The sequence below is a fragment of the Pseudomonas sp. ADAK18 genome, from assembly GCF_012935695.1.
GTDB lineage: Bacteria > Pseudomonadota > Gammaproteobacteria > Pseudomonadales > Pseudomonadaceae > Aquipseudomonas.
Genome location: NZ_CP052859.1, coordinates 1,867,118 through 1,886,903, shown reverse-complemented (window position 1 = coordinate 1,886,903; position 19,786 = coordinate 1,867,118). Strand labels below are relative to the sequence as shown.

Annotated in this window: 14 protein-coding genes; 1 reads left to right on the top strand and 13 read right to left on the bottom strand. The window is 59.6% G+C overall.

Annotated features, from left to right (window positions below):
- Nucleotides 1-54: 54 nt before the first annotated feature.
- Both HKK55_RS08540 and HKK55_RS08535 read right to left on the bottom strand, forming a co-directional pair.
- Complete coding sequence (locus tag HKK55_RS08540) at nucleotides 55-2,430, bottom strand: RND family transporter (protein ID WP_169354245.1); 2,376 nt, start codon at nucleotides 2,428-2,430, stop codon at nucleotides 55-57.
- A gap of 18 nt (nucleotides 2,431-2,448) precedes the next feature.
- Nucleotides 2,449-3,486 (bottom strand): YCF48-related protein, encoded by a 1,038-nt coding sequence (locus HKK55_RS08535; protein WP_178128875.1) that lies wholly within the window; start codon nucleotides 3,484-3,486, stop codon nucleotides 2,449-2,451.
- Between the two features lie 309 nt (nucleotides 3,487-3,795).
- On the opposite strand from HKK55_RS08535, the gene HKK55_RS08530 reads away from it, so the two are divergent.
- Complete coding sequence (locus tag HKK55_RS08530; RefSeq protein WP_169354243.1) at nucleotides 3,796-4,911, top strand: Gfo/Idh/MocA family protein; 1,116 nt, start codon at nucleotides 3,796-3,798, stop codon at nucleotides 4,909-4,911.
- A 155-nt stretch (nucleotides 4,912-5,066) separates the two neighbouring features.
- Here HKK55_RS08530 and HKK55_RS08525 read toward each other — a convergent pair whose 3' ends face one another.
- From HKK55_RS08525 to HKK55_RS08475, 11 genes are all read right to left on the bottom strand, one after another.
- Nucleotides 5,067-6,770 (bottom strand): AMP-binding protein, encoded by a 1,704-nt coding sequence (locus HKK55_RS08525; RefSeq protein WP_169354242.1) that lies wholly within the window; start codon nucleotides 6,768-6,770, stop codon nucleotides 5,067-5,069.
- 31 nt (nucleotides 6,771-6,801) lie between these two features.
- On the bottom strand, nucleotides 6,802-8,100 hold the full coding sequence (locus tag HKK55_RS08520; RefSeq protein ID WP_169354241.1) for an acetyl-CoA C-acetyltransferase: 1,299 nt from the start codon (nucleotides 8,098-8,100) through the stop codon (nucleotides 6,802-6,804).
- Nucleotides 8,101-8,235: 135 nt separating this feature from the next.
- Nucleotides 8,236-9,120 carry a MaoC/PaaZ C-terminal domain-containing protein gene (locus HKK55_RS08515; protein ID WP_169354240.1) on the bottom strand — a complete coding sequence of 295 codons (885 nt, stop codon included), beginning with the start codon at nucleotides 9,118-9,120 and terminating at the stop codon, nucleotides 8,236-8,238.
- Nucleotides 9,121-9,122: 2 nt separating this feature from the next.
- Nucleotides 9,123-10,466 carry a 3-oxoacyl-ACP reductase gene (locus HKK55_RS08510; protein WP_169354239.1) on the bottom strand — a complete coding sequence of 448 codons (1,344 nt, stop codon included), beginning with the start codon at nucleotides 10,464-10,466 and terminating at the stop codon, nucleotides 9,123-9,125.
- Nucleotides 10,467-10,623: 157 nt separating this feature from the next.
- On the bottom strand, nucleotides 10,624-13,161 hold the full coding sequence (locus HKK55_RS08505) for an acyl-CoA dehydrogenase (protein ID WP_169354238.1): 2,538 nt from the start codon (nucleotides 13,159-13,161) through the stop codon (nucleotides 10,624-10,626).
- Nucleotides 13,162-13,426: 265 nt separating this feature from the next.
- Complete coding sequence (locus HKK55_RS08500) at nucleotides 13,427-14,872, bottom strand: outer membrane protein transport protein (protein WP_169354237.1); 1,446 nt, start codon at nucleotides 14,870-14,872, stop codon at nucleotides 13,427-13,429.
- 110 nt (nucleotides 14,873-14,982) lie between these two features.
- Nucleotides 14,983-15,489 (bottom strand): alkane oxidation protein activator PraB, encoded by a 507-nt coding sequence (praB, locus tag HKK55_RS29460; RefSeq protein WP_336604608.1) that lies wholly within the window; start codon nucleotides 15,487-15,489, stop codon nucleotides 14,983-14,985.
- 127 nt (nucleotides 15,490-15,616) lie between these two features.
- On the bottom strand, nucleotides 15,617-16,099 hold the full coding sequence (gene praB / locus HKK55_RS08490; RefSeq protein ID WP_169354235.1) for an alkane oxidation protein activator PraB: 483 nt from the start codon (nucleotides 16,097-16,099) through the stop codon (nucleotides 15,617-15,619).
- Nucleotides 16,100-16,233: 134 nt separating this feature from the next.
- The gene (gene praA, locus HKK55_RS08485) at nucleotides 16,234-16,731 is read right to left on the bottom strand and encodes an alkane oxidation protein activator PraA (protein ID WP_155584112.1); all 498 of its coding nucleotides are present in this window, start codon (nucleotides 16,729-16,731) and stop codon (nucleotides 16,234-16,236) included.
- Nucleotides 16,732-16,877: 146 nt separating this feature from the next.
- Nucleotides 16,878-18,155: an alkane 1-monooxygenase gene (locus HKK55_RS08480; protein WP_169354234.1), complete on the bottom strand. Its 1,278-nt coding sequence runs from the start codon at nucleotides 18,153-18,155 to the stop codon at nucleotides 16,878-16,880.
- Nucleotides 18,156-18,481: 326 nt separating this feature from the next.
- Nucleotides 18,482-19,480: an alpha/beta fold hydrolase gene (locus HKK55_RS08475; RefSeq protein ID WP_169354233.1), complete on the bottom strand. Its 999-nt coding sequence runs from the start codon at nucleotides 19,478-19,480 to the stop codon at nucleotides 18,482-18,484.
- Nucleotides 19,481-19,786: the final 306 nt, after the last annotated feature.

The window sequence follows — 19,786 nt, the reverse complement described above, 5'->3', positions numbered from 1 at the left end:
AGCGTTCTTCGCGAGCAAGCTCGCTCCTACAGGTTGTTTGCCGTTCCCGCAGGGTCAGTGGGCAAACAACGAGTTGCCTTTTTGCCCTGCCAACTTCTCGGGCTTGATCAGGAACCGCGCCAGTGCCGGCAACAGCCACAGTGCGCCGAACATGTTCCACAGCAACATAAAGGTCAGCATCAGGCCCATGTCGGCCTGGAACTTGATGGCCGAGAAGATCCAGGTGGCCACGCCAATCGCCAGGCACAAACCGGTGAACAGTACCGCTTTACCGGTGGATTTAAGTGTCTGGTAATAGGCCTCCTGCAACGGTAGGCCGGCCCGCAGGAAACTCTCCAGGCGGCTATAGATGTAGATGCCGTAGTCCACGCCAATCCCCACCCCCAGCGCCACCACCGGCAAGGTCGCAACCTTGACGCCAATGCCCATGAACGCCATCAGCGCATTACCCAGTACCGAGGTCAGCACCAGCGGCAGCACGATACACAGGGTCGCCGCCCAGGAGCGGAAGGTGATCATGCACATGGTCGCCACACACAGGTAGACCAGAATCAGGATCGTCAGCTCCGACTCCTTGATCACCTCGTTGGTGGCGGCTTCGATCCCGGCGTTACCGGCCGCGAGGATAAATTCGAGGCCGTCCTTGTTGTTCTCCTTGGCGAAGTCCTGCACGGCATGCACCGCGCGGTCGAGGGTTTCGGCCTTGTGGTCGTTGAGAAACACCAGCACCGGCGCCAGGGAGCAATTGTTGTTGTACAGGCCATCGGCACGGGCGATGGAGTTGTTCAGCACATCCGGGTTACGCGACAAGGTTTCCCATTTCAGGTTGCCCTCGTTCATGCCCTTGATCATCTGCTTGGACACGGTCACCAACGAGATGGCCGACTGCACGCCCTCGGTGTTCTGCATCTTCCACATCAATTGGTCGATGGGTGCCATGGCTTCATAGCGCGAGCAGCCCTCGGACTTGGTCTTGACCATCACCACCAGCACGTCGGAGCTGGTGGAGTAGTTACTGATGATGAAGTTGTTGTCCTTGTTGTAGCGCGAGTCCGGACGCAACTCCGGCGCGCCCTGGTCAAGGTCACCGATCTTCAGGTTCTGGCTGTACCAGAGGCCGCCGCCGAAGGCGATCAGCGCGAGGAAAATCGACACCGGGGCCACTTTGGGGCTGGCGAATTTCGACAGCAGGCGCCAGAACGAATGCTCGCGGTGTGCGTCCTTCTTGCTGCGCTCAATGGCGCGCTTGCTGATACCGACATAGGAAATCGCTACCGGCAGCAGGATCAGGTTGGTGAATACAATGACCGCTACCCCCACCGAGGCACCGATCGCCAGTTCGCGGATCACGCCGATGTCGATAATCAGCAGGGTGATAAAGCCGACGGCGTCGGCGAGGATCGCGATCATTCCCGGCAGGAACAGCTGGCGAAAGGTACGCCGGGCAGCGGTCAGGGCGTTGTCGGCATCGCTGGATTGCAGGGCGATCCCGTTGATCTTCTGCACCCCGTGGGAAATACCGATGGCGAAGATCAAAAACGGCACCAGCATCGAGTAGGGATCCAGCCCGAAACCCAGGGCATGCATCAGCCCAAGCTGCCAGATAACCGCTACCAGCGTGGTGCTCAACACCGCGACCGTACTGCGCAGGCAGTTGGTAAACCACAGCAGCAGAACCAGAGTGATGACAAACGCGATACCGAAGAACATCACCACCATCACCAGGCCGTCGATCAGGTCGCCGACCTTCTTGGCAAAACCGACGATGTGGATCTTGACGTTGGGGTTCTGCGCTTCGAACTTGTCGCGGATCTTGTCCTCGAGCTCATGGGAGAACTTGCGATAGTCCAGGGCCAGCAACTTGCCCTGGTCTTGCGGGTCCGGATAGGACTCCAGCAGCGGAATGTCGACAATGCTCGACTTGAAGTCGTTGGCCACCAGCCGTCCAACCTGCCCGGACTTGAGCACGTTGTTGCGCAACTGGTCGAGGCTTTCCGGGGAGCCGTTATAGCTTTGCGGGATCACTTCGCCGCCGGCAAAACCTTCTTCGGTAACTTCGGTCCAGCGCACGCTGGGGCTCCACAGGGACTTGAGGCCCGAACGGTCGACACCGGAGATGTAGAACACCTCGTCGTTGATCTGACGCAGGGTCTCCATGTATTCCTTCGTGAAGATGTCACCGTCCTTGGCTTCCACCGAGATCCGCACCGTGTTGCCCAGGTTCGCCAGGTCGTTACGGTGCTCCATCATCTTCTCGATGAAGGGATGTTTGAGGGGGATCATTTTTTCGAAGCTGGTAGACGGCCGGATCAGCGTCGCCTGCCAGAACAGGAACACGCTGACCAGCAGGCAGATGACGATCACTGCCGGGCGGTTGTTGAAAATCAGGCGCTCGAGAAACGTCGCCTTATCGTTGTGATGACTGCTCATTTGATCCCCGCCTTCTTATTATTTTGAGAGCTCGGCACCGGTTGGCGTGGCGACACGAACGCCACCCTGCCCCACCAGAATCAAGTTGCCGTTGCCCGCCGCCGTGACCGCCGATAACGAAATACGGTCCGCACGATTGAATACGCTGAAGGTCAGGCCATCGTCGTGGCTCACCACCACGCTGCCGCCGTTACCGACCACCACCAGGGAACCATCGTCCAGCAGGGTCGCCCCGGACAAGCCGAACTCCAGGGCGCCACGGGCGGCGTTCAACTCTACCGGCGCCCAGGTGCTGCCGAAATCCGTCGAGCGAAACAGGTTGCCACGCAGGCCGTAGGCCAACAGGGTCTTGGGCTGCGCGGTGCCGATCACACCGAACAGCGAACCCTCGTAGGGACCTTCGAGCTTTTCCCAGGTTTGCCCCTCGTCGCCAGAGCGGAACATGCTGCCCTGCTCGCCAACGATAAACAGGCCGGCGTCTTTCACGTAGGCGATGGCGTTGAGGTGGTATTGGTCTTCGTTGTCCAGGCGATCGCTGACGTCGTCCCAAGTCTTACCGCCGTCGGTGGTTTCGATCAGCGCACCGTAGGCGCCTACGGCAAACCCGTTGCTGGCGTCCTTGAACCACACGTCCAGCAGTGGCGCTTCGCGCTTGAGGTCTTGAAATTGTTGGGTCCAGGTGACGCCGCCATCGGCAGTGGCGAGGATCTGCGCGTCATGGCCCACCGCCCAGCCTTGTTTGTCATCGACAAAAAACACAGCGGTGAGCAGTTGACGGGTGGGTACTTTGGCCTGGGTCCAGGTGGCGCCCTGGTCATCGGAATAGAGGATGTGCCCACGATCACCGACGGCCACCAGGCGCTTGCCGGCGTGGACCACATCGATCATCAGGCTTTTGGCGGCCTTGGCCGACTCAATGGCAAACACCGCCGGGGCGGCGGTATCGCTGGCGGCGTGGGCCGGTGTCGACAATGCGACGGCCCCCAGCAGCGAGAGCGCTGTAGCCAGCAACGCGACCGTGCGCGCGGCTCGCGGGCGGCAAACCACCCCACCCATGACAGGCTCACTCATAGACCTTTCTCCCATTTATTATTGTTAGGTCGTATTGCTTTGCGGGGCGCTGAAACCTGCAATCTAGAGCACCTTGCGAGAAGCACGGCCATCCTATCGGGCTTTGGAATCGTCTGACAATCGGCGCTACGTTATGTTTTGTTAACTAAAGGGCGTGCAGGTGCGGGCTGAATGTAGCGGCATTCGCCGGGATGATCCGCCCCGACAATGAATTTTTATTCTATCTATTGAATTTAGGGAATTTTTATTCCATAAATAGCCTTCCTGACAACAATAATCCAAAGGACCACGGCTATGCGCGAACTCGGAATCGGCCTGATCGGCACGGGCTTTATGGGCCGTGCCCACGCCTTGGCATTCAACAATGCCCGGGCGGTGTTTGAACTGCCGGTGAATCTCAAGCTGGCCGCCCTGGCCGATGCCGACACTGAGCGTGCCCAGCGCTGCGCCACCGCCTGGGGGTTTGCCCAAGCCCATGGCGACTGGCAACAGCTGATCAACGACCCCAAGGTCGACCTCGTTGCCATCACCACCCCCAATCACTTGCACTACCCCATGGCCATGGCGGCATTGGCGGCGGGCAAGGCGGTGTATTGCGAAAAACCCCTGGCGGTCAGCCTGGAGCAAGCCGATGCCATGCGCCACGCCGCCAGTGCGGCCGGGGTGGTGACGCGGGTCGGTTACAACTATCAGCACAACCCGATGATCAGCCTGGCACGGCAGATGATCGACAACGGCGAGTTGGGCGAGCTCATCAGCTTCCAGGGTGAGTTCAGTGAAGACTTCATGGCTGACCCGACCTCGCCCTGGTCATGGCGCTGCGAAGTGGGGCATGCCGGCGGTGCCTTGGCAGACCTGGGCAGTCATCTGTTGTCCATGGCGCGCTTTCTGGTGGGGGATGTGCAGAGTGTCTGCGCCGATACCCAGACCGTTCACCGCCGCCGCCCTGCCACGCCTGGCAGCACGGAACTGCGGGAGATCGCCGTGGATGATCAGGTGCATGCCCTGCTGCGCTTTGCCAACGGCGCGCGCGGCACGGTCAGCAGCAGTTGGCTCAAACATGGGTACAAGAACCACCTGAGTTTTGAAATCAGCGGTACTAAAGGCACGTTGGCATTTGATCAGGAGCGGTTGAATGAGCTGCGGCTGTTTCGGGCGGGCCAGGATGGCTTCCAGCGCTTGCTGGCCGGTCCTGCCCTGCCCGGCTATGCGGCGTTCAGCCCGGCTGCTGGGCATCAGTTGGGGTACAACGAGCTCAAGACGCTGGAGGTGCAGGAGTTGATCATGGCGCTGGCGGGCCAGGGAGCGGACGGCACCGACTTTGAAGCGGCATGGCAGGTTGAGCGGCTGGCGACGGCGATTCGCGTGGCGGCGCGGGAAGAGCGTTGGGTCAGGATTGATGAGGTCTGAAGCCCAGCGATGATCCAATGTGGGAGCTGCTTGTGTGGGAGCGGGCTTGCTCGCGAATGCGGTGTATCAGTCAGCGGATACATTGCCTGACCCACCGCTTTCGCGAGCAAGCCCGCTCCCACATTGAGAACTCGGTGTTTGATAGATCGATGCTGTTAACGCAACGCCCTACGCAGCACCTTACCCACCGTGGTCTTGGGCAATTCGATGGTGCGGAACTCCACGTACCGCGGCACCTTGTACCCCGTCAGGTATTCCCGGCAGTGGGCAAGGATCTGTTCCTGAGTCAGGCTCGGGTCCTTGCGCACCACGATGATTTTCACCCGCTCACCCGTGACGCCATCTTCCACGCCAATCGCTGCCACTTCCCCAACCCCCGGGTGCAGCGCCACCACGTCCTCAATCTCGTTGGGGTACACGTTGAAGCCCGAGACCAGAATCATGTCCTTCTTGCGGTCGACGAGACGGATGTAGCCTTGCTCATTCATCACCCCAATATCGCCAGTGGACAACCAGCCCTCGGCATCCAGCACCTCGGCGGTTTCCGCAGGCCGTTGCCAGTAACCTTGCATCACCTGCGGGCCGCGCACTTGCAGTTCACCTTGCTCGCCGACCTCCGCCAGTTCACCGTCCTCACGAATAAACCGCACCCAGGTCGACGGCAACGGCACGCCGATGCTGCCGGTAAACTCCATCTCTCGCATGCGTGAGATGTCGATGGGGCTGATGCTCACCACCGGCGAGCACTCCGTCAGGCCGTAGCCTTCGATGATCGGCAGCCCGGTGACTTCCTTCCAACGCTTGGCCACAGCCGTGTGGGTGGCCATGCCGCCGGCAATCACCATCCGCAGGTCGGAGAAATCCCGCGCACAGAACTCTTTGTTTTCCAGCAGGCCGTTGAACAACGTGTTGACCCCGGCAATACCGTTGAAGCGTTCCTTGCGCAGGATCATCTGCACCCGTTTCACGTCCCGAGGGTTGGCGATCAAAATGTTGCGCCCGCCCAGGCACATGAACATCAGGCAATTCACCGTCAGGGAAAAGATGTGATAGAGCGGCAACAGGGTGACGTTGGTTTCCTGTTTGTCCTGATCCAGTTGATCACCCACCCAGGCTTTGGCCTGCAACAGGTTGGCGATGATATTGCGGTGGCTGAGCATCACGCCCTTGGCATCGCCGGTGGTACCGCCGGTGTATTGCAGAAAGGCCAGGTCTTCGCGCTCCATCGCCACCGGAAGGTAGGTCAGGCCCCGCCCCTGTCTGAGTACTTTGTTGAAGCGCACCGCGCCCGGCAGGTTGAAGCTCGGCACCTGCTTCTGCACGCTGCGCAGAATGAAGTTCATCGCTGCGCCCTTGAAGGTGCCGAGCAAGTCGCCAATGGCGGCCACCACCACGCGCTTGACCGTACTGGTGGCGACGACCTTTTCCAGGGTGTGGGCGAAGTTCTCGAAGATCACCAGGGTCTCGGCGCCGCTGTCCTTGAGCAAGTGCTGAAGTTCACGGGCGGTGTACAGCGGGTTGACGTTGACCACCACCGCGCCGGCCAGGATCGTGCCCAGCAGGCAGATCGGGTACTGCAAGCAGTTGGGCATCATCAGCGCCACCCGGTCGCCCTTTTTCACGCCCTGGGCCTGCAGCCAGGCCGCAAACGCAATGCCCTGCACCTGCCAGTCGGCGTAGGTCATCTCGGTGCCGACGCTGACATAAGCCACGCGCTCACGAAATTTTTGCAGGTGCTCCAGGAACACCTCGCGCAAGGACGGATAGTCCTCGATCCCGGCCTCGATGTCCGCTGGCACGCCAGGCAGATAAGCGTCCAACCAGATGCGTTCTGTTTGTTCCAGGCTTACAGCGTTCATGGCAGTCTCCTTGTTGTTGTTTTTGGCAGAGCTACTTTTCGACAATGGCCGTGATGCCCAGCCCACCGGCTGCGCAGATCGAGATCAAGCCACGCCCGCCGCCCCGCTGATGAATCGCCTTGGCCAACGCCGCCAGTTGCCGGCCACCGGTTGCGGCGAACGGGTGACCGCAGCCCAGGGACCCACCGTTGACGTTCATCTTGGCGCGGTCGATGACGCCCAACGGCACGTCCAGGCCCAGGCGTTCGCGGCAGTAGTCAGCGTCTTCCCAGGCCTTGAGCGTACACAACACCTGGGCGGCGAAGGCTTCGTGAATTTCGAAGAAATCAAAGTCGGCGAAGCTCAGACCTTCGCGTTTAAGCATTCTTGGCACAGCGTAGGCCGGGGCCATCAGCAAGCCTTCGCTGCCGTCGACAAAATTGACCGCCGCCGTTTCGCCGGTACGCAGGTAGGCCAACACTGGCAAGCCGCGTTCGGCGGCCCACGCCTCGCTGGCCAACAGCACTACCGAGGCACCGTCAGTCAACGGTGTGGAGTTGCCCGCCGTGAGGGTGCCATTTTGACGGTCGTAGGCCGGGGACAGTCCGGCGAGTTTTTCCAGGCTGGCGTCGGCCCGCAGGTTGTTGTCCCGGGCCAGGCCGCGATAAGGGCTGATCAGGTCGTCGAAGAAACCGCGTTTATAGGCCGCATCCAGTCGCTGATGGCTGATGAGGGTCAATTCGTCCTGGGCCAGGCGCTTGATCTGCCAGCGCTTGGCCATTTCTTCGCAATGCTCACCCATGGACAGGCCGGTACGCGGTTCGCCATTGCGTGGCAGCAGCGGCTTGAAAAACATCGAAGGCCGTACGCTCAACAAGCTGCGCACTTTAGCGCCGGCGCCCTTGGCGCGGTTGGCCGAAAGCAAGGTGCGGCGCAGGGATTCGTTGATGCCGATCGGCGCATCGGAGGTGGTGTCGGCGCCCCCGGCAATGCCCACTTCGATTTGGCCGAGGGCGATTTTATTAGCCACCAGCAAGGCCGCTTCCAGGCCGGTGCCACAGGCTTGCTGCAGGTCGTAGGCCGGGGTTTCTGGGGAGAGCGTGGTGGAGAGCAGGCTTTCCCGAGCCAGGTTGAAATCCCGGGAATGCTTGATCACTGCACCGGCGGCGAACTCACCAAGGCGCTGGCCGTGGAGATTGTAGCGGTCCACCAGGCCTTGCAGGGCAGCGACCAGCAGGTCCTGGTTGCTGTCATGGGCGTACACCGTGTTGGAACGGGCAAACGGAATGCGGTTGCCGCCGATAATCGCCACGCGACGGGTCGGCGCGGGGTTAAAGCTGTAGTCACTCATGGATGGCTCTCATTCTGGAAATCAATACGTAGCCTCGTCATCGTCATCGCCTTCGCCTTCGCCTTCGCCATCACCATCACCATCGTCTTCGTAACAGCTGTCGAGGGTTACGAGGGTTACAGCGATGGGTGACTGTCATCTGGCAGTCCAGATAAACAGGCCGCGCATATGGGGCTTGTCACCCGCGAAGTTGCGCACTTCAAACTCGCGGCGTGGGCCGGTCACTGGGGCATTCCACAGGGCCACCTGGCCAGGCAGGAAGATCGGCAGTTTGAAATCGCAATGGGCCTCAGCAGTTTCCAGCCCACCCGGTGGTTGCTGGGCAGCCAGTGCGCGCCCGAGGGTCCACATGCCGTGGGCGATGGCCCGGCGAAAGCCGAACAATCGGGCACCGATCACTGAGGTGTGAATCGGGTTGTAGTCTCCGGAAATCTTGGCAAACCGTCGCCCCAGGTCAGCAGGCAATACCCAGCGCTGGGTGCGGGCCAGGCCTTCAGTTTCCAACGGCAAGGCGTCGCTCCATGGCTCACCTACCGGCGCTGCAACATCACGGCGCAAATATAGGCTGTCGCTTTCCCACACCAATGCTCCGGCGCTGTAGGCACGGGTGGCGATGCTTAGCGCCTGGCCCTTGGGATGGGCGACCCAACGTTCGCAATACACTTCCAGGCGCAAAGCCTGCCCCTCCTCCAGCCGCTGATGCTGACGAATGCGATTGGCCAGGTGCACCATGCCGCTGGCGGGGTATGGAAAGCTCGGACGGGTCAGCAACATCAGGTGCAGCGGGAACGCCAGCACATGAGGATAGGACAACGGCACACCTTGCTCACGGCGAAAGCCACAGGCCCGGCTATAAGCGGCGATAGCGGTGGCGGACAACTCCACCGCCGAGCGCACCAGCCGCTCTTTCGGCAACGTCGGTGCGCCTTCAAGCTTGGGTTTGCGCAAGGCCCGCACCCCATCCCACAACAGCTGGTTGCGGGACGGCGGCGGGTCGATAATCTGCGTCACGTACTCCATGTTCAGGCCCCCAACAGGCTTTGGCCACAAACCCGCACCACCTGGCCGTTGACGCCACCGGAGGCCGGATGGGCGAGCCAGGCGATGGTTTCTGCGACGTCGATGGGCTGGCCGCCCTGGGACAACGAGTTCATCCGCCGCCCCGCTTCACGAATCATCAGCGGGATTTTTGCGGTCATCTGGGTTTCGATAAACCCTGGAGCCACGGCATTGACCGTCACCTGCTGCTGCGCCGCCCGGGGCGCCAGGCCCTGGACCAGGCCAATCACCCCGGCCTTGGAGGTGGCGTAGTTGCTTTGCCCCAGGTTGCCGGCGATCCCGGAAATCGACGAGACGCAAACAATCCGCCCGCCCGGTTTCAATCCCTGTCCTTCCAACAACGCCGTACTGAGCTGCAACGGCGCCTCCAGATTGACCGCCAACACACTGCGCCAGGCAGCTTCGGTCATCTTGGCGATAGTCTTGTCGCGGGTGATCCCGGCGTTATGCACCACGACGTCAAAGGCACCGTGTTCGCTGACATGATCCTGCAATTTTTGTGCGGCGTCGGCGGCGGTGATATCCAGCGCCAAGGCCGTGCCGCCAACGCTATTGGCCGCCTGCTGCAGCGACTCCTGTGCTTGCGGCACGTCCACACAGACTACCTGTGCACCGTCACGGGCCAAGACCTGGGCAATCGCCAGGCCGATGCCTCGGGAGGCGCCAGTGACCAAGGCACGGCATCCGCTGAAGGGTTTGTCCCAATCGATATCGGTGGGTTGGTCGACCGGTTTTTCCAACCGCACCACTTGCCCCGACACATAGGCCGAACGTCGTGACAGGAAGAATCGCAGGCTGCTTTCCAAGGCACTTTCGGCACCCGGCGCCACATAGATCAACTGCACGGTAATCGCTCGACGCAGCTCCTTGGCCAATGAACGCACCAAGCCTTCCAAGGCACGCTGGGCGATAGCTTGAGGCAAGTCCTTGCACTGCTCGGGCGCGGTGCCGAGCACCACCACCCGTGCGTGTTGCACCAAGCGCCGGGCATTGGTGTGGAAGAACGCGTAAAGCTCATCCAGCTGTTTGAGGTCGACAATCTCGCTGGCATCAAACACTGCGCCCTGAACCTTGACCGTGGACGGCGCCTTGATCGTCGCCGGCTGTGCGGTCACGGTGTCGGTGGCCGTAAAGATCCGCCGAATCTCATCCGCCAGACGCCCTGCCCCGGCCACGATCACCGGGTTGACCAACCCTTGTTGGCCGCTGCGATGACGCTGCAACGGCAGTGGCTGGGGCAACCCGGCGGTCTTGGCGAACCAGCGTCCCCACGGGGAGTTGACGAAAGATAGGTAGCTGTCACTCATGGATAGATTCACTCACAACACTGTCTTGCCATGGAAACCCGACCCATGTGGGAGCGGGCTTGCCCGCGATAGCATCACCTCGATGTAACTGATGTACCGAGTGCTCTGCATCGCAGGCAAGCCAGCTCCCACACGGACCGCATTCCTCCAGCATTATTTAGTTAACCGATGCGTTTTCGCCTTGGCTCACGCGTTTTTTCACACTGGGTTTTTCTGCTTGTTCCAGCGCTTGCTGACGCTTCTGCAACGCCTCCAGCAACCCGAAGTCCTGCGGGAAGTCGTCCACCTGGATGCCGTGGTCGGCGTATTCCACATAGCGACCCAGCAACGTGTCTTCGTCGTCGCTGATCAGGTCCAGCGCCCGGGCCTTGATGCGCCAGGCGGTAAACGCGGTAGCAGAAATCGGCATCGGTTCGATCAGGCCCTGCTTGATCGCCGTTTTGAGGCGCGCCTCGATCACTTCCACTTGTGGCAGCAGGCGCAGAGCCAGTTCTCCATAGGCCAGCTTGTCGATTTCCGGCCGTGGAACGTAGGAATTGGCCAGAAGGCGGTCGCGGGTTTCCCCCGGGATTTGCACCAGTTCCGCCACTTGGGCCAGCAGGCGATCCGACGGTTTGCGCTGCGGGATACCGAACGGAAAACTCAAGCCGCGAATCACCGCTGCCGCAGGTTTTGACGGGTAGTTATCGAGTACTTCAGCCAGGGCTTCATGGGCGCGCAACAACGCGTCCTGGGCCGCCCAATGCACCAGTGGCAAGTCCGCCTGGGGCCGACCATCGTCCTCGAAACGCTTGAGTACGCAGGACAGGATGTACAACTGCGACAGAATGTCCCCCAGGCGCCCGGTGATGCTTTCCTTGCGCTTGAGGGCACCGCCCAACACACCCATGGAAATGTCGGAAGTCAACGCCAGCACCACCGACAGACGATTGGCCTGGCGGTAGTAGGACGCCAGGGCCGGGTCGGTTTTACCCGGCACGGAAATCAGCCGCCCCCCCGTCAGCGAATGCACCGCAGCACGTACGGTATTGGCCAGCACAAAGCTCAGATGGCCAAACATCGCGCTGTCGAAATCCACCAGCGCCTTGCGGCGGTCGGTGTTGCGCGCCGCTTCCATCTCGCGGAACACATAGGGATGGCAACGAATCAGGCCCTGCCCATAGATGATCAGGCAGCGGGTCATGATGTTCGCGCCCTCCACGGTGATCGCGATGGGGCTTTGTTGGTAGGCACGGGCCAGGAAGTTGTTCGGCCCCATGCAGATACCTTTACCGGCGACGATGTCCATGCCGTCGTTGACGATGATTCGTGCACGCTCGGTGACGTGGTACTTGGCAATCGCCGAGATCACCGACGGTTTTTCACCGGCATCCAGGGACGCCACCGATACCTTGCGCACCGCATCACAGGCATACAAATGCCCGGCCATGCGTGCCAACGGCGCCTGCACCCCTTCGAACTTGCCGATAGGCAAGCCGAACTGCTTGCGCATCGCCGCGTAGGCTGTGGTGCCGCGCACCGCTACCTTGCCCAGGCCGACGTTGGCCGACGGCAGGGAAATTGCGCGCCCGGCCGCCAGGCATTCCATCAACATGCGCCAGCCGTTACCCACTTGCTCACGGCCGCCGATGACCCATTCCAGGGGAATGAAGACATCCTTGCCGGTGGTGGGACCGTTCTGGAATACCGCGTTGAGGGGCCAATGACGGCGACCGCTGTTCACGCCCGGATGAGACGTCGGGATCAGCGCACAGGTGATCCCCAGGGAACCCGGCTGGCCCAGCAGCCCGTCCGGGTCTTCAGCGCGGAACGCCAGGCCGAGCACCGTGGCGATGGGACCGAGGGTGATGTATCGCTTGTCCCAGGTGACGCTGAAACCCAGCACTTCCTGGCCTTCATGCATCCCTTTGCAGACGATGCCCAAGTCAGGAATCGCACCCGCATCGGAGCCGGCATACGGGCTGGTCAGGGCGAAGCACGGGATGTCTTCACCCTGGGCCAGGCGTGGCAAGTAGTAATTGCGTTGGGCGTCTGTGCCGTAGTGCAACAGCAGTTCGGCCGGGCCCAAGGAGTTGGGCACCATCACAGAAATCGCCGCCGCCGAGCAACGGGTCGACAGCTTCATGACCACTTGGGAATGGGCGTAGTGGGAGAAACCTTTGCCGCCGTATTGCTTGGGAATGATCATCCCCAGGAAGCCGGCGTCCTTGGTGTACTGCCAGCCTTCGGGGGACATGTCCTGCCAGATCTGGGTGGTTTCCCAGTCGTTGGCGATGTCGCAGAGGGTTTCCACTTCGTTGTCGAGGAAAGCTTGTTCCTCCGTCGTCAGGCTGGCCGGCGCGGCTTGCAGCAGGCGCTCCCAACGGGGTTTGCCACTGAACAGCTCGGCATCCCACCACACGGTACCGGACTCGATGGCGGCACGTTCGGTGTCGGACATGGCCGGCATGATCGTGCGAAACAGGCCCAGGGCCTTGCTCGTCAACAGGCTGCGGCGCAGGGGTTTGATGGAAAGCAACAGCGCCGGTAACACCACCAGAAGCGCTGTGACCGTGCCCCCCAAACCCGCCACTGCGTTGAACAGATAACCACCCGCCAGCCAGATCAGCCCAGCGCCCAGCCACAGGATGGCAGCTGCTTGTCGATACGCCAGGGCAATCGCCGCAGCGAGTCCCGCCAATAACCAGATAACCATGGAGATACCTCACTTGATTCAGGGCGTAGCCAATACGCAGGCCGGTCGATAAGACCTGCGGCGTAAAGCCACACTACAAACTTGGAAAGATAATTTCAAATTATGTTTTTAAATTTAAATTTAATGCTTTGGCGAAAAAATAGCGGCTGAACGAGTCAGCCTTGTTATTCAAAAGGAAAGGAGATTGGAACGAGTGCTAGGGTAACCGCGCGAAGCGAGCATCAAGATGCGCTTGATGCCCTCTCCCCGACTGCCCTGGACGATCTTAGAACTTGTAGGTTGCCGACAAGCTGACCACATCGCCCGAAGACTCGGCCTTGCCGTCCAGTTGGCCTGCGCCCAGTCGATCGACGTTCTTGGTCTTGATGTTGACCGTTTGTACGAACTGGTGCGAGTACGCTGCATCAATGGACAGGCCTGGAACATACTTGATGTCGTAACCGGCACCAAACGCCAGGAAGTAGCGGTCACCGTCCGGGATCCGTGGATCACGGGTGGAGTTGCGGGTAGGTGTCTGGTCGTACGCTACACCGGCACGCAGGGTGAGTTCGTCGGTGGCTTTGTAGTCACCACCAATCGACGTCATCCACGAGTTTTTGTAGTTGTACGGAATAGCAACAATCGTCGCCCCCTCGGATTTGAGCGTCAGGTCCTGGAACGACGACCATTCGGTCCACTGGGCACTCAGGCCCAAGGTCCAGCGATCGTTGAACTGGTGTACCCAGTCAATCGCCGCCGTGGCCGGGATGTCCAGCTGAACACTGGCGTTAGCACCGTCCGGGAACAGCTTGAGGCCCGGGTAGGCGAATTCCACCAGCGTTTCGCCATTGGGCCCAAAGGGCGTCGTCATGGCGTTACGACCTACCGCATCGGTCTTGAAGTTATATTTGCCGGTCATCTTGTTTTTGATTTTGGCGTGGTAGTTCAGACCCAGCGTGTCTTGTGCCGTCGGCTTCCAGACCACACCGCCAAACCAGCCGACCGACACATTATCGACCTTGACCCTGATCAACGACTCGCCGATGCCTGACGGGAACGCGGACCCACCCAGTCCCGGTGAGTTGGCGGCCGCTGCGTACAAGTCCACGTTCTGACTGACGAAGCCCTGACTGCGTTGAACAATGGCACCACCACCCACCGAAAACTCGTCGTTTACCTTGAACGACAACGAGCCCGTAAGCCCCACGGTTTCGATTTTGGTGTCGACTGCAAAGTCACGGAACTTTGAACCCTCATCCCAGGTAGTACGCATCCCCTGAGGCACAACCTGGCTCAAGCCAAACGCAAAACGATCGCCGATCGGAATGACCAGAAAACCCGTCGGCAGCCAGGCCGTGAAGCCCCCTTGACCGCCGTTGTTGTTATTGAGCGTCGTGTCACCCACGTTGCCCAAGTCATCCAGCACGGGTGTATTGGTGACCGGGTTACCGGCATAGTCGTAAGCCTTGCCGCTGTACTTGATCTTTATCCGGGCATAATCGACGGTTTGCTGGGCGATGCTCTGATCAATGAATGCCATGGCCGCCGGGTTGTTGAAGGCAGAGCTCGGGTCGTTCTTGAACAGTGAACCACCACCGAAGGCACGACCCCAACCGGGAGCGCCATAGGTCGGTGTGGAGAAGCCACCCGCCTGCACTTGCCCTGTCGTTATCAGGCTTCCCAGCAAAGCCAGTCCCAGTAACGTTTGTGCGTGTTGTTTCTTATTGTTCATGCGGCACTCCTTATTATTATTTGCGCCCGGCCCCTGCCGGTTGATCGTGTACCCACTGGGCGTCTTTCAAAGAGCGCCTGTCCTGGAACGGCGTGACTGATACGTGGACTTCAAGGATGAGTGGTGAGCGAACCGGCCAACGTGACGTTCAACGACACCAGCGTGCAGTTGCTGTTCATTGCCTGATTGGCGGCACCCAACACATGAGCGGCGTTATCCCAAGTGACGGCGAGGCTGCCAGGCCCGCAGACGGACTCGCCTGGTCGCGCAAGATTGGGCATCGAGAATCCAATGTTGGTGATGGTGCCTTGTGAAGCGCTACTCAGGTTCACGCTCCAGGGCAGCCCCTGCACTTTGGGCAAGGTGCAGAGCGCGTTGTTGCCCGACAACGAGGCAGCTGTAATGGTTGCCACACCGTTCACATCAATGGACCCGGACACACTGAGATTGCATGTCATGGGCGCCTGGAAAGTCGCTGGCCATTTCAATACAACATTACCGCTGGTACTGCTAAACGGCCCCGGTGGACTGAACCCCGCCGCGCCCGCCATGGATGAGGCAACTCCCAGGCTGAGTAACATCGAGCCCAAAAGTGCTGTTTTCTTGAGGCTTTGCATTGCCATGTTCCCCAGACAATAAATACCGCTCACAACCGGCTCCGCCGGTGGCGCCCCTCGACCGGGGCCTCTTGCGAGGCACCGGTCTTTCAACGGGTGATCAACCCTTTTCGGAGTCTTGCAGTGGTTAATTAACCGACAGCGTCGGTGCCACGACACTCAGCGATACCACGGTGCAGTTGCCGCTCAGCGACTGATTGGCCGCCGAGAGGGTTTTGGTGCCTGCTGTCCAAGCGACGTTAATAGTGGTAGGCCCACAGTTGGTGGCCGGGATCGACGAGATCTTATAGCCCACGTTGGTCACAGTCCCGGTGGTAGGAGACGCAGCAGTCAGTACCCAAGGGATGTTGGTCAGCGTCGGCAGGCTGCACAGACCGCCGCCGGTCAGGGAAGCGCCATTGATCGAAGCCACGCCACCGCTAACGTTGCCGGTAAAGGTGATGCCGCAGGTCACGGCAGCACCGAAGGACGAAGGCGACTTCACTACAATGGTGCCCGCATTCGTCGAGAACGGACCTTCCGGCGAGACCGAAGCAGCAGTCGCCATGGAAGCGGCGCCAAAGCACATTGCGAAAGAAGTTGCACAAACGAGGGTTTTCAAGCTTTTCATTGTTTTTCCTCACATGTATGGCGAATCATTTCGCCGGGGGGTAATGGCCATGATCGAGAGGTCACGGTGAAACTGCAGAACTTCCCTTTCCAGCCAAATCTCAATTCAATTACCGCTACAACATTCGAATGCGCTTACTCGACGACCTTGAAAGTCGGCGGCATTTTGATCGACACCGTTTTGATGGTGCAGTCTTCGCCGATAGGGACGTTTGCGGCCTCCAACTTGCCGGTGGCGTTATCCCAGGTGCCATCGGCCGTGGATGGACCGCACTTACCACCCAAGCCGAACGCGTGCACGTCGACGCTGATTTTCGACATCGAGCCACTCTTGGTATCTTTGGCCACTAATATCCAGGGCAGGTTTGTCGCCTCAACCCGACTGCACTTGAGGCCGCCGTCGAACACGACTTTGTCGACACTGACTGACGCACCATCCGCCGCCACCTTGCCGGCCACTTTGATGGTGCAGTCGGCGCTGATGAGGGCACCCTTGGAGAAACTGATAGGACCCTGGGCGGTAAACGCACTGCCGGCGGGTTCGATACGCGCAGCAGCCTGGGCCTGGTGATAGACAATAAGACCCAGTGCAGCCAGTACAATATGGGTGGTGAACTTGGCAGTGGTTTGCATGGTTGACGCCCTTCCCTTGGTTTTATTTTTGTTCGGGTCAAACAACTTTCGTGCAACTAGTCAGTACTCGAAATCGGCAAACCGTGGGCGATAAAAACCTGCGCGATACACAGATCCCGAGTACTTCAACAACTGTCTACTTCATATCAAAAGCTACTGGTATTGCCGTACTTCTCCAGCATCTTCAAACGTTTTGGCGGGTGGATATTGGCTAATGTCACCTCACCCGAATAATGTTTGAGTACCCGATGATCCATCCGGCGACGCCACAAGTACGGCACATAAGCCCAGACAATCATGCTTGCATAGCCATAAGGCAGTTGCGGCGATTCATCAAAGTGGCGCAAAGACTGATAACTGCGAGTCGGGTTGGCATGGTGATCGGAATGACGCTGCAACTGGAACAGAAAGATGTTGGTGACAATTCGATTACTGTTCCAGGAGTGCCGAGGCGAGCAACGTTCATAACGACCGTTAGGCAACTTCTGGCGCATCAAACCGTAGTGCTCGACGTAGTTCACCACTTCCAGCAGCGAGAAGCCGTAGACACCCTGAATCACCAGGAACGGAATCACCCCAACCCCCAGCCAGGCAATCATCGCGCCCCATAACACCACGCTGTACATCCAGGCACTCAGTACTCCGTTCTTCCAATGCCAGGCCGGCAGCCCCAGTTTGCGCAGACGTTCACGCTCCAGGTTCCAGGCCGACCGCGCGCTGAACCCTACCGAGCGTGGCAGGAAGGCCCAGAAGCTCTCCCCCAACCGCGAGCTGGCCGGATCTTCCGGTGTCGCAACACGAACGTGATGGCCGCGGTTATGTTCGGTGTAGAAGTGTCCGTAGAAGGTGGGTGCCAAAGTGATCTTCGCCAGGATGACTTCCAACAGGCGCGGCTTATGGCCCAGCTCATGGGCAGTGTTGATGGCAATCCCGGTGGCAGCGCCAGTGGACATGGCCATGCCCAGGTAGGTGAACCAACTGACTTCACCATGTAACTGCGTGCGGGCGGTGATGAAGCTGGCGGTTTGTGCCATCCAGCTCGACGGATCCATCGACGCGGTGGCATGCAGCAAGCCGCCGCTGATGATCCAGTCGATGCCGCTGACTGCCAGCCAACCGGTGATGATCACCGAGGAAATAACAAACAGCACACCGGTGTAGACGATCCAGCGATAGTAGCTTTGGGATTCAAGGCCGCTGACGGCGGATTCCGGCGGGTTGCTGACGTCTTCGCCCAACAGGCCATCGATCAGCGGGATCAGGCCGAAGATCACCAGTACGCCGACCCACCACAGTTGCTGTACACCGGTGGTAATGGCCAGGGCGCCGGAGAGCAAAGGAGTTGCCAGGGGCATGATGCCGAGCCACCACAAGTGGCGTTTGCCATCGGTCCAGACGTGCGGAGCTGCCAGGGTCTGATTCATGGCAACCTCCGGGCGCTTGGCGCAACGCGGCATGGCAGGGAAGCAAAATGAACGGTGAACAGGTTCAGGGAGCGATGACTGCTCCAGGAAATCAACCATGCGATAAAAGACGTTTTTTTCATTATTTTATTCGCTCTTAGGCACTTCAAAAATCATTTCAAAACAAACATTGAAATATTTTTTTAAATAAATAGCGCGTAATCGTTAGGTCGTCAACTACTTTCTCGAGCCCTTTTAAACGTGACCGCACAGTCTCTTTTTCATCTGTTCGGTCAGGTGTCTAGAGCAAGCTTTGAGGACTATTGAGCACGCCGCGATTGCCACAATTATTTGCTCGCCAGGGCAAAGGGCGGGTGCAGGATCGTGGCGCTTTGCGCTGGCCTGGCACGCTTGGCCACCTGCTCGACCAGGGCCGCAATGCGCTCCGGGGAGGTGATCGGCAGCATATGCCCGGCACCGTTGACCAATTGCAGTTTCAGCCCGGGCACTTTGTCCGCCAGGGCCTGGCCATGCTTGCGAAAGTCCAGCACCTTGTCCCTCGAGCCATAGATCAAGCCAATCGGCAGGCTGAGTTGCGGGTACCGCTTGACCATCTCTGGCAGATAATCGTTGACCAGGGCAATCTCGCTGGAGGCGGCATAAAAATTATCGGGGCGCATCCCCAGCAAACCACCACCTCGGGTAGAGAAATCATCCGGGGCAATATCGGGCGCAAATACGCCCTTGACCACCGAGCCCTTGGTCAGCATCCCCAAGGGTGCCGCCAGCGTTCGCGATACCCAGCGGCGTAACCACGCTGGACGCACGGCCAATGATACGAAGACCAACGGCAACATGCCTTGAGGATAAGTCAGAGGCGCCACCAGGATTAATCCTGAAACCGCGTGGGGATGATTAAGAGCCAGCGCCAGGGAAATCGCCCCACCCAGGGAATGCCCCAGCACCAGGGGCTGACCCAGATCGAGGGTCTTGATAAAAGTCGCCATTTGCCGGGCCTGGCCCGGCAGGTCGGCAGGCGTACCTTTGTGGCGAGTGGAATACCCGGAGCCCGGCCGGTCGACGGTGATCACCCGGAAGTGCTCACGCAACTGCGCCGACAAGGCATAGGTCAGGTTACGGCTGCTGCCCATCAAGCCGTGAATCATCACCAGCGGCGGGCCCTTGCCCTCTTCTACATAATGAAAGCGCTCGCCATCGACCTCCAGAAAGCGCCCGTTGATCGGAACAGCCGCTTCGATACGCCGTGTCATCCAGGCACTGATGCCCCATAACACCGCACTGGCCCCCACAAACACACCCGCAGCAACAACCCATTCAACAGCCATAGCTCGGTCCTCTGCTTCCCTGTGCTTGGAGGTCGACCGGAATTGATCGAGCCCCTAGCCAATCGTCCACACCCTGGACCCTGCTGCATGCGTAAAACGCTCATCCGTCGGACAGCTCGCACCTGAGGAACTGGTTCGTAGCGTAGGCGATATTTTTCAGGCACATTATTTAAAATGTTTTTTAAAATAATTAATTCAATTTTTCTTTGCAATGGTGTTCTATCTATTTGTGGCGAATCAGTTCGCCCAAGCCATAACAAAAACAGGAGCCAATCCGATGCCTCAACCCGCAAGGCGCGCAGCGCC